Origin of the sequence: Natrinema pellirubrum DSM 15624 (assembly GCF_000230735.2) — an archaeon.
Taxonomy (GTDB): domain Archaea; phylum Halobacteriota; class Halobacteria; order Halobacteriales; family Natrialbaceae; genus Natrinema; species Natrinema pellirubrum.
On record NC_019962.1, the window covers coordinates 982,788 to 997,079 of the forward strand.

Annotated in this window: 10 protein-coding genes; 5 read left to right on the forward strand and 5 right to left on the reverse strand. The window is 67.4% G+C overall.

Annotated features, from left to right (window positions below; translation table 11 throughout):
- Positions 1 to 136: 136 nt before the first annotated feature.
- Together NATPE_RS04885 and NATPE_RS04890 are read left to right on the forward strand one after the other, a co-directional pair.
- Positions 137 to 3,076, forward strand: coding sequence for an oligosaccharyl transferase, archaeosortase A system-associated (locus NATPE_RS04885; protein WP_015298785.1), 2,940 nt, complete (start codon positions 137 to 139; stop codon positions 3,074 to 3,076).
- Between the two features lie 66 nt (positions 3,077 to 3,142).
- Positions 3,143 to 4,084: a DUF368 domain-containing protein gene (locus NATPE_RS04890; protein WP_006179880.1), complete on the forward strand. Its 942-nt coding sequence runs from the start codon at positions 3,143 to 3,145 to the stop codon at positions 4,082 to 4,084.
- A gap of 8 nt (positions 4,085 to 4,092) precedes the next feature.
- Here the strand turns inward: NATPE_RS04890 and NATPE_RS04895 are convergent, their stop codons facing one another.
- The 4 genes from NATPE_RS04895 to glpA are packed head-to-tail and all read right to left on the reverse strand — an operon-like array spanning position 4,093 to position 9,639.
- Positions 4,093 to 5,253: a Cdc6/Cdc18 family protein gene (locus tag NATPE_RS04895; RefSeq protein ID WP_006179879.1), complete on the reverse strand. Its 1,161-nt coding sequence runs from the start codon at positions 5,251 to 5,253 to the stop codon at positions 4,093 to 4,095.
- Positions 5,253 to 6,593 (reverse strand): anaerobic glycerol-3-phosphate dehydrogenase subunit C, encoded by a 1,341-nt coding sequence (locus tag NATPE_RS04900; RefSeq protein ID WP_006179878.1) that lies wholly within the window; start codon positions 6,591 to 6,593, stop codon positions 5,253 to 5,255. Before NATPE_RS04900 ends, NATPE_RS04895 begins: the two co-directional genes overlap by 1 nt.
- Positions 6,594 to 6,633: 40 nt before the next feature.
- On the reverse strand, positions 6,634 to 7,938 hold the full coding sequence (gene glpB / locus NATPE_RS04905; RefSeq protein ID WP_006179877.1) for a glycerol-3-phosphate dehydrogenase subunit GlpB: 1,305 nt from the start codon (positions 7,936 to 7,938) through the stop codon (positions 6,634 to 6,636).
- A complete protein-coding gene (glpA, locus tag NATPE_RS04910) occupies positions 7,939 to 9,639 on the reverse strand; it encodes an anaerobic glycerol-3-phosphate dehydrogenase subunit GlpA (protein ID WP_006179876.1) in 1,701 nt (566 codons plus the stop codon).
- 240 nt (positions 9,640 to 9,879) lie between these two features.
- On the opposite strand from glpA, the gene glpK reads away from it, so the two are divergent.
- The 3 genes from glpK (at position 9,880) to NATPE_RS04925 (ending at position 13,317) form a co-directional block, all read left to right on the forward strand.
- Positions 9,880 to 11,421, forward strand: a complete 1,542-nt coding sequence (gene glpK / locus NATPE_RS04915) for a glycerol kinase GlpK (protein WP_006179875.1) — start codon at positions 9,880 to 9,882, stop codon at positions 11,419 to 11,421.
- A gap of 2 nt (positions 11,422 to 11,423) precedes the next feature.
- Positions 11,424 to 12,500, forward strand: coding sequence for a hypothetical protein (locus tag NATPE_RS04920; protein WP_006179874.1), 1,077 nt, complete (start codon positions 11,424 to 11,426; stop codon positions 12,498 to 12,500).
- Between the two features lie 136 nt (positions 12,501 to 12,636).
- Positions 12,637 to 13,317 carry an HAD-IIB family hydrolase gene (locus NATPE_RS04925; protein ID WP_006179873.1) on the forward strand — a complete coding sequence of 227 codons (681 nt, stop codon included), beginning with the start codon at positions 12,637 to 12,639 and terminating at the stop codon, positions 13,315 to 13,317.
- Between the two features lie 41 nt (positions 13,318 to 13,358).
- Here NATPE_RS04925 and NATPE_RS04930 read toward each other — a convergent pair whose 3' ends face one another.
- Positions 13,359 to 14,279, reverse strand: coding sequence for a hypothetical protein (locus NATPE_RS04930; RefSeq protein WP_006179872.1), 921 nt, complete (start codon positions 14,277 to 14,279; stop codon positions 13,359 to 13,361).
- Positions 14,280 to 14,292 lie beyond the last annotated feature (13 nt).

Here is a 14,292-nt window from a genome sequence, read left to right on the forward strand (position 1 = left end):
CCTTCAGTGACCCGCTCGGCGGAGGAACGGTCCGAAAACCGGAGTATCGTCCATCCGACTCCGTCGTTAGACGGGGTATCAAACGGCGACGCGTATATGACAAGGCTTATTCTTGGCTTGGGTCTGGTGGAACCTAATGAGTATGGACACCGAACACGTCGATGAAGGAGCAGAAACCTCCACCCTCGAGGCGTGGCGAGACTGGTATCATATCCCCATCGTCGGGGTCGTGATGCTGTTTATGGTCTGGGTCCGAACCCAGATGTACGACCGGTTCGTCACGGACGGCGGACAGCCCGCGCTGTCCGGTATCGACTCGTGGTATCACTGGCGAACGATCAACTGGACTGCCGAAAACTACCCGCACACGATGCCCTACGAGGTCTGGACCGGGTTCCCGTCCGGCAACTACGTGGGCCAGTTCGGGACGCTGTTCGACCAACTCATCGTCACGGTAGCGATGATCGTCGGCCTCGGTGATCCGTCACCCGAGACCCTGTATACGGTTTCGCTGCTTGCGGTTCCGGTCATGGCCGCGCTCGTCGCGATCCCGGTCTTCTACGCCGGGCGGCGACTCGGCGGGACGATCGGCGGCATCGTTTCGATTCTCGTCCTCGCGCTCGCTCCCGGGACCTTCCTTCGGCGCTCGTTGGTGGGGCAGCTCGACCACCACGTCGGCGAGGTGCTGTTCATGGCGATCGCAGTCCTGGCGATGATGGTCGCGTTGCGCGTGGCCGAACGGGACAAGCCGATCTACGAACTCGTCGTCGACCGCGACTGGGACACCCTCCGGTCCCCACTCGTCTACAGCACACTCGCGGGGATTGCGATGACCTTGTATATCTGGGTCTGGCCGTCGGCGGTTCTTCTGATCGGGATCTTCGGCCTCTTCTTTACCGTACAGCTCTGTGTCGATTATCTCCGGGGCGTTTCGCCCGACCACGTCGCCTTCGTCGGGGCAGTAAGCCTTGGCGTCACGGGGCTGTTGTCGATCCTGTTGATCGAACGGCCCGGCAGTACGGGGTCGACGTCGTTAGGCCTCCTCCAGCCACTCGCCGCTTTCCTCGTGGCCGCCGGCTGCGTGTTCATGGCGTGGCTCGCCCGTGAGTGGAACAACCGTGATCTCGAGCGCCAGTACTACCCCGTCGCCATCGCCGGCCTCCTCGGTGTGATCGGAGTGGGGGCGTGGCTCGTCCTGCCCGGCCTGTTCGATACGATCGTCGGCAACGCGGTGCGCCGGGTTCTCCCGATCGGCGGGACGGCAACGGACCTCACGATCGGTGAGGCCAAGCCACCGGATCAGTTCCTCTCTCACGTCTTCGACGAGTTCGGTGCCGCGTTCTACACGATGGTCGCGGGGCTCGTGTTGCTCGTCGTGCGGCCACTTCTCGGCCGCGAGTATCGCGCCGAGTATACGCTGGTGATCGTCTGGTCGCTGTTCCTGACCAGTATGGCGGCCACACAGCTTCGGTTTGCGTACTACCTCGTTCTCGCTGTCGCGGTCGTTAACGCCGCGTTCGTCGCGGACGTGGTTCGGCTGTTCGATCTCGATATCAGGGGCGGCATCGAATCGCTCAGGTCGATCGAGACCTATCAGGTGGTCGTCGTCATCCTCGTGGTCTTGTTACTGTTTGCGCCGTTGTTACCGCCGCTGGCATCGGGAACGGCCTGGGGGAACGCCGAGGGCGCTCAACCGCACCCCGACGCGATGGCCTGGGAGGAGTCCAACGAGTGGCTCGCGGAGAACACGCCGGCACCGGGTAACTACGGCGGTTCGAACAACGCCGATAAGCTCGACTACTACGGGAGCTACACCCCAGAGGACGGTGATTACGAGTATCCCGACGGGGCCTACGGCGTCATGTCGTGGTGGGACTACGGCCACCTGATAACGACCCAGGGCGAACGGATCCCCCATTCGAACCCGTTCCAGCAGAACGCGCGGTCGTCTTCCGAGTTCCTGACTGCCCAGTCCGAGGCGGAAGCGGAACTGATCCTCGATGGGATCGCCGCCGGTGAACCCGTCGTGAATCGATCGACCGAGGAACTCGAGGGAGCCGTCGGCAACGACTCTCAGGAGGGCGAAGGGATACGATACGTGATGATCGACGACCAGATGGCCGGCGGGAAGTTCAGTGCGATCACGGCGTGGTCCGGGCCCGATTACAGCGCGTACGTTCAGAGCGAACAGTTCCAAGCTGGAAACAGCTCGATCCAGCTTCCGAGCGGGAACGAGGTCTACGAGAACACGACGACCGCGTCGCTGTATCGGCAGGACGCGGCCGGCATGGAACACTATCGGCTGGTCCACGAGAGCGACGACTACGCGATCGTCGGCGGGATGCAGGTGGGCAATCAGCGACTCCCCCACTACTCCCTGCCGATTAGCCGGTACAACCGGGCGACCGGACAGGACCTCGACACCGGCTGGAGCAACCAGACGGCAGCGATTCAGCAACAGCTCGCACAGGCCCGAAGCAGCGACCAGGTGTATCAGCAACTCGGCGTTCCGATGTGGGACGCCCACGTCGAGTCGAGAGTCAAGACCTACGAACGCGTCGCGGGCGCGACGATCACCGGTAGCGTCGACGCCGAGTCGATCGACGCCGACAACGCCACGGCCGTAGTCAGCGTCCCGCTCGAGACCGGCACCGGACGGACGTTCTCCTACAGACAGACCGCCGACGTGGACGCGGACGGCAGCTTCGAGGTGACCGTCCCGTACGCGACGAACGACGAACTCGGCGTCGAGGACGGCTACACCGACAGCAGCGTCGAGGCGCTGGGCAACTACACCGTTCGAGCGATCGCGCCGTCCGGCAACGAGACCGTCCAGTACGGCGGCGAAACGACGGTTCCGGAGCCGGCCGTCGTCGACGGCGAGTCGGTCGATGTCTCCCTCGAGGAGATCGAGACCGACACGGGCAACGAGAGCAACGAAACCGCTGGGAACGAAACCGCTGGCGACGGAACGGACGACGGCGAATCGACCGACGACGGCACGACTGACGACGGATCGACGGACAACGAGACGTCGGCGGCCGTCGCGCCGATCGCCGCCGAGCCGGCGACCTGATCGGACGGTCGCCGATCGGAGCTGCCGGGAAGAAGGCTTTTGCGAGATCCGCCCCAAACATCGACGATGCGGGAGCTTTTCGCCGTCTACTTGAAGGGGTTCTCCATGGGATCTGCCGACGTCGTCCCCGGCGTTTCGGGCGCGACGATCGCACTGATTCTCGGGATCTACGATCGGTTGATTCGGGCGATCACGACGATCGATCCCCGAACGTTTCGATCGGCGTGGCGGCTCCACGATCCAGCCCAGCGGGCGGCCCTACGAGCCGAACTCGAGCGGATCGACGCCGGCTTTCTGGCGGCGCTCGGACTGGGGATCGCGACGGCGATCGTGGTGTTGTCGCGGGTATTACACACTGCGGTAACCGAGTATCCGGTGCCGACCTACGGTTTTTTCTTCGGACTGATCGGTGCGTCGGCGATCGTGTTGTACGGCGAGATCAGCCGCTGGACCGGCCGGCGACTCGCCGTCTCGATCGCGGGGATCGCGATCGCCGCCGCGATCACGGGTGTGACTGCGACCGGCGTCTCACACGGGCCGGTGATGGTCGTCCTCGCGGGCGCGATCGCGGTCTGTGCGATGATCCTCCCGGGGATCTCCGGGGCCTTCTTCCTGCTGCTACTGGGTCAGTACGAGTTCATGACTGCATCGCTGACCGCGTTCGTCGACGGCCTGCTCGGGCTGGCCGGCGGCGGGACCGCCGGGTCGGTCGTCGAGTCGGGGACCGTCGTCGCGCTGTACTTGCTCGGGACGGTGATCGGCCTGTTTACGATGGCACACGTCGTTCGACGCGCGCTCGAGTCCTACCGGGCAGCGACGCTTGCTTTTCTGGTGAGTTTGATGGTCGGGGCGTTGCGCCTGCCGGCGACCGAGATAGCGACCAACGTCGGCTCGGAACCGACCGCGACACTGCCGATTGCGGTGGCGGCGGGGGCCGTCGGCGTCGTCGCCGTTCTGCTGGCGAACCGATACACAAGCGGACTCGAGTACGACGACCCTGCCGGCTAGCGCGTCGATCAGTTGCCGTCGGCCGTCGTCAGCGCGCGGAACGCGATCGTCGGAAACCGCGGCTCGACCGTACTCGGCCGGCGACCGCTGCCGCCCGACCGTACCGCCACGGGCATTCGTTCGACGACGCCCCGGTCCGCGAGTTCGTACAGGAACCGCTCGACGGTCCCGGCGGTCAGCGACGACCGGTCGGCGATGGCGGCCGCGATCTCGTCGATCGGCCGGTCGTCCGGCTCGAGGGCGACCAGTGCCGACAGCACACGCTGGCGGGTTTCCGAAAGTGCCAGCGCCCGGCCGACGTGGACGCCGTCGTCGGGGACGGCCGCACGGGCCCGTTCGAGGTGGGGCCGCTCGATCCGATCGGCGTCGTCCTCGCTGGCGAGGACGGCCGCACCGAACAGCGCCGCAAGGGCGTCGTGGGCGTTCCCGTCGGCCCAGGCTGCGAGGTCGCGGACGGCGTCGTGATCGAGCGCGCCCGCGGCGAGCCCCGTCGAGACGCGATCGGTGATCACGTCGACGAGTTCGTGATCCCGGTAGGCCGGGACGGTGACGGTCGCTCCCTCGTGACCGGCCGGTTCGGACGCCCCGACCGCGACGACAGTGACTCGCTCTGTGACGGGCGCAAGCAGCTCGCGGGCCCGGTCCGGGCCGAGGGCCTCGGACTCATCGTGGTGGTCGACTGCGACGACCGCGCGCCGATCGCCGCGAGTCAGCCGCTCGCGAAGCCGGTCACGCAGGTCGTCGGTCCCGACGCCGCTCTCGGGGACCCGCTCGCTCGAGAGCCCCGACAGCACCGCGCGATAGAACGCGAAGGGGCTCCCGACCCGGCGGCCGTCGACGGTGACGAACCAGGTCGCCGGGCCGGTGGTTCCGCCGCGGGTCGTCGTCTCGATCGCACGGCTCGAGCCGCCGAACCCCTCGTTCATGGCGTCGAACAGTGCCGTCGTAATCGCCGACGTCCCGGAGCCGGGCGGCCCGACGACGGCGACCGGGGGCGGCAACTCGCCGTCGAAGACCGGCTCGAGGGCGTCCAGCAACTGCTCGAGGACCGGGCCCCGGCCGATCGGCTCCGGCCGGTGGACGACCGGGCTGAGCGCGTTGCGGTCGACGACGAGCCGTCTTCCCTCCCGGGCCGACCGCCGTCTGGCGATCCGTTCCTGCAGGTCCATTACTCCGCGCGTGCCCCCGTCGCGTTCGCGCCCGTCCCGTCCCCGACGAGCGCCGCAGCCAGCACCTCGAGGGTGTGGGTGATCTCGTAGCCGGTGCCGTGTTCCATCTGCATCGAGCAGGTCGGACACTCCGTCAACCCTGCTTCCGCGTCGGCCTCGTCCATGTGGTCGAACATCTCCGCGCCGATCTCCATGGAGGTTTCGTAGTTCTCCTCCTTCCAGCCGTAGGTGCCGGAGATGCCCGAACAGGAGTCGCCGACGTCGTGGGCCTCGACGCCGTCGATAGCGGCGAGCAGTTCGACCGTCTGGCCGTCGAGTCCCTGATTGCGGGCGTGACACGGTGCGTGGTAGGCGAAGTCGTCGAACTCCTCGCCGACCGACGTTCCCTCGAGTTCGGCCTCGAGGTCCTCGTGGACCCGCAGGTATTCGACGGCGTCCCAGGTGTTTGCGGCGACGGCCTCGGTGTCCTCGAAATCGAACAGTTCGGGATACTCCTGGCGCAGCGACATCGAACACGAGCTACAGGAGGCGACGATGTCGGCCCCCTCGTCGATCGCTGCGGCGAGTTCCCGGACGTTCGTCTCGGCAGCGCGACGGGCGTCCTCGAGCATGCCATTGGCGAACATCGGGGTCCCCGAACAGTCCTGGTCGGGGACCATGATCTCGTAGCCGAAGTGTTCGTAGACGCGGACGAGCGCCTTCGCGACCTCGGGGGTGTTGTAGTTCGAGTAACAGCCGTGGAAGTACGCGATACGCTTCTCGGGGTTCTCGACCTGTGCGCCGCCCCGTGCGGTCCACCACTCGCGGAAGGTCTCGGTCGCGAAGGAGGGGAAGTCCCGCTCGCTCGTGATGCCGAGCAGCTTTTCGCCGAGCCACTGGGTCGCCGAGAGTCCGGTCACGAAGTTCGCCGTCCGGGGGAACATGGCTCCCAGTGGGGCAAGTCGGCGGTAGTTCGCGAGCATCCGGTTGCGCCAGTACTCCCGGGAGAGTTTGCTCATGTTCTCCTCGACGTACTCGGCGCGGGCGGTGTTGTGCATCTGCGAGAGCGGCACGTCCGATGGACAGGCGCTGTCACACCGCATGCAGTTCGAACACTTCATCACCGACTCGTCGATGTCGTGATCGTCCTGTCGTTTGAGCCGCCACTGCTCGGGTCCCTGGAACTTCGGACCGGGGAACTCGTCGTCGACCTCGGCGACCGGACACTCGGTATCGCAGGTCGAACACTTGTAGCAGTCGTCGGCCCCCGGTCGAAGGTCGGTTTCGCCGGCCTCCGGAAAGACCTCGATCGGTTCGAACTCGTCGCTACTGTCGTCGGTCGGTCGTTCTGCGTCGCTCATTGGATCACCTGAATGGGTCGTCCGAAATCCGTCGTCTCGTTCATCGACACCCCTCCGCGGCGCGCCGGCCCGCGACGTAGCCCGTCGCGAGCGAGACGCCACTGCCGGACTTCTCGGCCGCGAAGTCGTAGCCACCGAGTACCGCGCCGGCCGCACGGAGGTTCGCGAACTCGAGGGCGTCGTCCGAATCGAGCGGGCGGAGATCGCGGTCGACCGGCAGGCCGAAGCGGGCGTAGGGCTGGTCATCAAAGACGTCGTCGACGAACCAGTCGTACCGGTCGGCGGGGTGGGGGACGTGACAGTCGAAGACCGGCTCTTCGACGCGCTCTCGGTCCGACTGCACGCCCTTCCCCACGAGCCCGCCGGTCGCGAGAATGTACTGGTCGGCGGTGTGGGGGATCTCGCTCCCGTTGCGGTCGACGGTGACGCGGTCGATCCGCGCGGGGTCGCTCGAGCCCGTCCCGTCGGCCGCGGTCTCGTAGTCGACGACCGGAACCCCCGTCGTCACGCGGACGCCAGCGTCTTCGAGCGCATCGAACAGCAGGTCCTCGAGGCGCAGCCCGGGCAGGCTCGGCGGTCCCATCGGAATCTCGAAGACGTCGACGCCGAGCCGGTCGGCGAGGTCGGCTCGGACCGCGTCGGCGCTGTCGTCGCCGAGGATCGCCGGGAAGCCGACGCGGGATTCGCCCTCGAGATGGGGTCGGACCGTCTCGGCCAGCGCCGCGCGCGCGGTGGACTCGCCGGCCGCCGTCTCGACGGGTTCGTCGCGGTCGAGCAGGTGGGCATAGCGCGTGACTTTCGCGTCGTCGCGCTCGATACCCGGAAAACGGACTGTGACTCCGCGGGCGTCGAAGGGGACCCCGGCAGCCTCGAGATGGGCCGCCGCCAGCGGGGCCTCGAAGTCCGGCAGCGTGCCGAAGCCGACCAGCAGGGCGTCGCGGTCATCGCTCGCCAGCCCGGCGGCGGTCGCGGCTGGGTACCGCGCGGTCGGTTTGACCGTCCCGCCGTGGGTCGGCACGAGCGCGTTCGAGTCGGTGTGTGCGCCCGCGTAGGCCTCGCCCGCGATCCCGTCGAAGAAGGCGAGGGCGTCGCGGACCGCCTCGGTTCCGACTCGTTCGTAGGGATGGCCCTCAGGGAGCGTCTCGAGGGCGGCGAACGGGTCCGCGAGCGGTCCCTCGCCCGTCGGCGTGTACCCAAGTACGTCGATCAGGCCGCTGGCGTGACGGAGCGTACTCTCCTTGTGGGAGACGAGCCGAACCCGGACGTCCCGCTCGGCCGCGGCCAGTGCGGCGGTCACGCCGGCCAGCCCGCCGCCGACGACGAGGACGTCGTCCTCGATAGCCATTCAGTCGTCCCCCCGGGACTCGATCCCTCGAGCCACGCCGTCGTCGAACGCCGCGAACTCGACGTCCTCGCTCGCGCTCGCGGGGTCGCGATCGCGGTTCATCGTCGTCGCGTGCAGGGCGTAGTTGAGCATCGCCTGCGAGAGCTGTTCGCCCCACAGGGCGTGGCGCTGCCCTTTCCAGCGCTCGGCGAAGAGTTCGTCGAGCGCCGCCCGGACCGTCGCCTCGTCGTACTCGGGGTGGAGTTCGTGGGCCATGTTCTGACAGCAGAAGCCGCCCTGGCAGTTCCCCATCGAGGCCCGCGTCCGGATACGGACGGCGTTCAGGTCCGCGCCCGACCCCTCGATCGCGTCGCGGACCTCCGCGCGGGTCACGCCCTCACACTGGCAGATCACCGGGTTCGGCTCGTCGGTTTCGAGGACCTCGCTCGCCCGACTCCCCAGCCGTTGCTTGCTCCGGCGGGCCACCGGCGAGCGCAGCCCGAAGTCGTCCATCCCCGCCTCGAGCCGTGCGAGGTTCTCGCTGCCGGGCAGGGGTTCGTCGGCGGTCGAACACGAGGCTGTAACGCCCAGTTGCTCGCAGACGTGGTCGGCGATCTCCTCGGCCATCGCCCGGTACGTGGTGAACTTGCCGCCGACGATGCTTGACATACCGGCGACGCCGTCGCGGTCGGCGTGATCGAGCAGGAAGAAATCGCGCGTGATGTCGGTCGGATCCTGTGTGCCGGTTCCCGGCGGCTCGTAGAGCGGGCGAACGCCCCAGAACGAGCGGATGGTCCGTGATTCGGCGAGGATCGGCACCAGTTCCGAGAGCGTGTCGATCATCGCCTCGACCTCCCACTGTTCCTCGGGGTAGTCGTCCGGATCCGCGACTTCCTCGTCGGTCGTCCCCAGGATCGCGGTCGTCTCGTGTGGGACGATGATGTCGGCGTCACCCTTCGGCCGACAGCGGTTGATGACGGTGTCGACCTGCCGGACGTTCATGATCGTCATGACGCCCTTGGAGGGGCGGACCTCGATCTCGAGGTCGGCCATCGCGCCGATCTGGCCCGCCCACGCGCCGGTCGCGTTGACGACGTACTCGGCGGTGATCTCCTCAGTGGTCCCGGCCGCGGCGTCGGTCCGCTTGCCGGGCCCGGCACCGTGGCGGACTTCGACCCCGTAGACGTCGTCGCCCTCTCGCAGGAGGTCGATCACCTCGGCGTGCGTTTCGATCCGCGCGCCGTGGGCCTCGGCGTCGATCGCGTTCGCGACACAGAGCCGGAACGGGTCGACCGCGCCGTCGGGCACCTCGATCGCCCGTTCGACGTCCTCGGCGAGGTAGGGTTCGATCTCGCGGGCCTCCCGCCCCGAGAGGACCCGTGCCGGAATCCCGCAGTCGCGACAGCCCTCGAGTTTTGCCCGGAAGTAGTCGTCCGAGTCCTCGGGTCGCTGGACGAACAGGCCGCCGGTCTCCTCGACACAGTGCCCGGCGATCTCCCGGAGCGTTTCGTTCTCCTCGATACATTCGGTCGCGCTGGCCTGATCGGAGACGGCATAGCGGCCGCCGCTGTGTAACAGGCCGTGCATCCGACCGGTGGTTCCGTCCGTGAGGGTCCCCCGTTCGACGAGCGTGACCTCGAGACCGCGGGTCGCCAGATCGCGGGCGATCCCACAGCCGGTCGAGCCGCCGCCGAGGACGAGGACCTCGGTGTCCCGTGCCATTCGTTCACCGGACCTACGGTCACCTCACTCTTTATTTTATCGCCGCCGAGCCAACACTCGTAACTCACTTTTGCCACACCGTCACTGACGGCGATTTGGCGGCGAACCTCCCGTCTCGATCTACCTATTCCCCATCGTTCGTGAAATCGTTGGTAACATTTATAACGATCGTCGGTGTCGTTTACTGGTATCACGCGACCGGCAGTAAACGAATCGCGTGGCGGTACGAGGTGACTACCAGTGACAGACACAACGTACGTCGGAGCGGTCGACCAGGGAACGACCGGGACCCGGTTTATCGTGTTCGATCACGAGGGTCAGGTCGTCGCGAACGCCTACGAGACACACGAACAGATCTACCCCGAGCCCGGCTGGGTCGAACACGACCCGATGGAGATCTGGGAGAACACCAAGGCCGTGATCCAGCAGGCGCTCGGACAGGCGGGAATCTCCCCGTCCCAGCTCGCAGCCATTGGCGTGACCAACCAGCGGGAGACGACGGTTCTCTGGGACGCCGACAGCGGGAAACCGGTCCACAACGCCATCGTCTGGCAGGACCGCCGAACCACCGATCGCGTCGAGGCCCTCGAGGAGGAGGGAAAAGTCGAGGCGATCCGCGAGAAGACCGGCCTCGAGGCCGACGCCTACTTCTCGGCGACGAAGGCCGAATGGCTGCTCGATAACGCCGATCCGATCAAACTCGAGCGCGCCCGGCCCGAGGACATCCGCGACCGGGCGGAGAAAGGCGACGTGTTGTTCGGGACGATCGACACGTGGTTGATCTACAACCTGACCGGGAACCACGTCACCGAGGTCACGAACGCCTCGCGGACGATGTTGTACGACATCCACGACCTCGAATGGGACGACGACCTGCTCGAGGAGTTCTCGATCCCCGAGGCGATGTTGCCCGAGGTCCGGCCCTCCAGCGACGACGACACCTACGGCACGACCGACCCCGACGGGTTCCTCGAGGCCGAGGTGCCGGTCGCGGGCGCGCTGGGCGACCAGCAGGCCGCGCTGTTCGGCCAGACCTGTTTCGACGCCGGCGACGCCAAGAACACCTACGGCACCGGCTCCTTCTTCCTGATGAACACCGGTGACGAGGCCGTCGAGAGCGACCACGGGCTGCTGACGACGATCGGGTTCCAGCGCTCGGGCGAACCGGTCCAGTACGCACTCGAGGGCTCGATCTTCGTCACCGGCGCGGCCATCGAGTGGCTCGAGGACATGACGCTGATCGAGGACCCCGCCGAGACGGCGGAACTGGCCCGCAGCGTCGACTCAACGGACGGCGTCTACGTCGTCCCCGCCTTTACCGGGCTGGGCGCACCCCACTGGGACCAACGGGCCCGCGGCACCATCGTCGGGATGACCCGTGGCACCCGGAAAGAACACGTCGTTCGCGCGACGCTCGAGTCGATCGCCTACCAGACTCGCGACGTCGCCGAGGCGATGGAGGCCGACTCGGGCATCGAGATGCGATCGCTGAAGGTCGACGGCGGCGCGGTCAAGAACAACTACCTCTGTCAACTCCAGTCCGATATCATCGGCTCGGAGATCGTCCGCCCCGTCGTCGACGAGACGACGGCGCTGGGCTCGGCCTACGCGGCCGGCCTCGCCGTCGGCTACTGGGACGACCCCGACGAGTTGCGGAGCAACTGGCAGGTCGACGCCGAGTTCGAGCCCGAGATGGATCCCGACCGCGCGGACCGACGATACGAACGATGGAACGACGCCGTCAAGCGCTCGCGCGACTGGGCGCGTGACGAGGAGGACTAACGATGTTGCAGCCGCTCGTTACCGTCCCCATCGTCGGCATGGAACTCGAGGCCTTCGCCGTCCTGCTCATCGCCGCCCTCGCCGGCGGCGCGTTCGGCGCGGCCCTCGGTGCCCTTCCCTCGTTCGTCTTCACCGGTTTCGTTGTCTTCCTCGGCGAGGGGATCGCGATTCTGCAGGACGAGATCGGAAGCGAAATCGGCGTCGCCGGAGCGGGCGATATCGCGACCGGTATCACCGGGACCATCGGCTTCGGTGCGGTCACCGGCCCACACATCGCCTTCGCCGGCGGCGTCGCCGCGACGGCCTACGCCGGACGGACGTATCCCGAGATGGAACCCAACGACTGGGACTACCACTTCGGCAAAGACATCCTCTACGCGTTCGGCACCAAGCCCGACATCCTCGCGGTCGGGGCCGTCTTCGGGGCGGTCGGGATGCTCATCACGCGCGTCATGGGCGGGCTCGGCTTCCCGACCGACAACATCGCGCTCTCGGTCGTCGCCACGGCGTTCCTCGCCCGACTCGCGTTCGGGTACCCGATCGTGGGCAAGGTCGGCGGTTCGAGCGTCCTCGACATGTCGCCGTTCGAGCGCGAGGAAAAGCGCATGGCCGCCGACGGCGGCACCGAGACCGACCGGCTGGCGACCGAGCCCTGGCTCCCCCACCAGTACAAGTGGTCCGGCGTGACCGCCATCGGGATCGTCGGCGGACTGCTCGGGGGCTACATCTGGCTCGAGACCGGGAGCTACTTCATGGGCTACGCGATTTCGGCCATGAGCCTCCTTTTCCTCAACCTCGGCGTCGAGAAGATCCCGGTCACCCATCACATCACGCTGCTGGGTACCGTGGGCGCGGTGATCGCTATGCCCGCGATGGGCAGCGAACTGGTCGCGTTGCTCGCCGCCGGTGCCTTCGGCGCGATCAGCGGCCTGCTCGGCGAGGTGAGCCAGCGCGTGTTCTACTCCCACTCCGGGACACACGTCGACCCGCCGGCGATGGCTATCGCCGAGTTCATGCTTGTCCTCGGCGTCCTCTATCTGGTCGGCTTGCTCCCCAACGCGGGCTATCTCTCTCTCTGAGCGGCCAGGGTTTCGCGTTTTCGACGACCGACATCTCAGTTACGCTCGAGCAGCGACGACGATACGCGAGTCGCCGTCGCGGCGGACGGTCCTACCGATCCGACCGTTTTAGGGGCCGGCTTACCCATTGCTCGGTATGACCGCTGATCCGCCGCTGGTGCTGGATATCGACGGGACGCTCACCCGCCCGGAGGGGTGGGGCATCGACCCCCGCGTCTTCGATCCGATCCGCGAGTGGGAGGCCCCGGTCGTCATCGCCACCGGGAAGGCGTTTCCCTACCCTGTCGCCCTCTGTCATTTCGTCGGAATTCCGGAACTCGTCGTCGCCGAAAACGGCGGCGTCGTCTACACCGGTGACGACGTCTTCTTCACCGCCGATCGCGAGGCCGCTCGCGCCGTCGCCGAGGAGTACCGCGCGGCGGGCTACGACCTGGGCTGGGGCGCGGAAGACACTGTCAACCGCTGGCGCGAAACCGAGATCGCGGTCAATCTGGAGCAGCCGCTCGAGCCCTTGCGCGAGATCGCCGCCGACCACGGCCTCGAGGTGATCGACACCGGCTACGCCTACCACGTCAAGGACACCGATCCGAACAAGGGCGAGGGACTCGAGACGATCGCCGACCGTGTCGGGATCGACCTCACCGACTGTGTAGCGGTCGGCGACTCAGTCAACGACGTCTCGTCGTTCGAGGCCGTCGGCCGGAGTTTCGCCGTCGGCAACGCCGACGAACTGGCGAAAGCGGCCGCCGACGAGGTCCTCGACGCCGTCCACGCCGACGGGACGCTCGCGGTCCTCGAGCGGGTCCGCGAGTCGTAACGCGGTCATCGGAGCGGGGACCGCGCCGCGATCGCCAATCGTTACTCGCCGTTCTCGAGGACGTCCTCGAGCCACTGCTCAGGAACGACCCGTATCTGGTCGTCCGCGCCCAGCGAGTCGGTCGTGAGGAAGACGAGGTCGTCACCCGAGGCGACGGCCAGCCCGCCGCCGGCGACCGCGTCCCAGTGAGTCAACACGGTGTCTGGCACCGTCAGCGACCGCTCGCCGTCGACCTCGGAACTGGCGACGTACCGGAGCCCGTCGCCGTCCCGAATCGGATCGAACTGCCCCGAGACGACGACGGCGTCGTCGGCCTCGCGGATCCCCCAGAAGACCTCCGACCCCAGCGACAGGATCGTCCGGTCGAACGCGGTCTGGGGGACCGGCACCTCGCTGCTGTGTTCGTCGAACGCCGCCGCACCCAACTGCTCGTAGGCTTCGGGTTCGGCGACTTCGGCAGCGTCCGGTTCGCGCTCGGCGTCGCCGGACTCGGCCGCAGTAGTCGGCCCGCCCGCGGCGTCACCGGACTCGGGACTCGAGGCCGCGTCCTCGATGTCGATCGATGTCCTGGCGACCTCGCTGGCCGCGTCGCCGCCGGCGTGGTCCTCGCGACCGGCGTTTCGTTCCCGCCCCTCGAGACCCTCGATGTCGGGTGACGTACTGGCGACGGCCGTCGGTTCGACGCCGGTCCGGTCGCGAGCCGCCCGACGTTGGTCGATCGCGATCACGAGAAGGAGCCCGCCCGCGCCGAGCCGCAGGTAGCCGTGGCCGCGGTCGCCGCGTCGCAGCGCCCGGACGCCGCTCAGGAGACTCGCGAAGCCAGCGGCGCCGGCCGGCGCACCCGATCGAACGCCGCTTCGAACGGTATCGAGCGCTTCGGCGAGGGTATCGTCGATCCCCGCGATGCGTCGCTCGTCTGCCGGCTCCTCGTCGGTCTCGGTGGTGCTGTCTCGCTGGTTCATGCTGAAATCGAAC

Coding starts and splice junctions, on each gene's coding strand:
- NATPE_RS04885 (WP_015298785.1), top strand. CDS start 137: ATGAGTATGGACACCGAACACGTCGATGAAGGAGCAGAAACCTCCACC.
- NATPE_RS04890 (WP_006179880.1), top strand. CDS start 3,143: ATGCGGGAGCTTTTCGCCGTCTACTTGAAGGGGTTCTCCATGGGATCT.
- NATPE_RS04895 (WP_006179879.1), bottom strand. CDS start 5,253: ATGGACCTGCAGGAACGGATCGCCAGACGGCGGTCGGCCCGGGAGGGA.
- NATPE_RS04900 (WP_006179878.1), bottom strand. CDS start 6,593: ATGAGCGACGCAGAACGACCGACCGACGACAGTAGCGACGAGTTCGAA.
- glpB (WP_006179877.1), bottom strand. CDS start 7,938: ATGGCTATCGAGGACGACGTCCTCGTCGTCGGCGGCGGGCTGGCCGGC.
- glpA (WP_006179876.1), bottom strand. CDS start 9,639: ATGGCACGGGACACCGAGGTCCTCGTCCTCGGCGGCGGCTCGACCGGC.
- NATPE_RS04920 (WP_006179874.1), top strand. CDS start 11,424: ATGTTGCAGCCGCTCGTTACCGTCCCCATCGTCGGCATGGAACTCGAG.
- NATPE_RS04925 (WP_006179873.1), top strand. CDS start 12,637: ATGACCGCTGATCCGCCGCTGGTGCTGGATATCGACGGGACGCTCACC.
- NATPE_RS04930 (WP_006179872.1), bottom strand. CDS start 14,279: ATGAACCAGCGAGACAGCACCACCGAGACCGACGAGGAGCCGGCAGAC.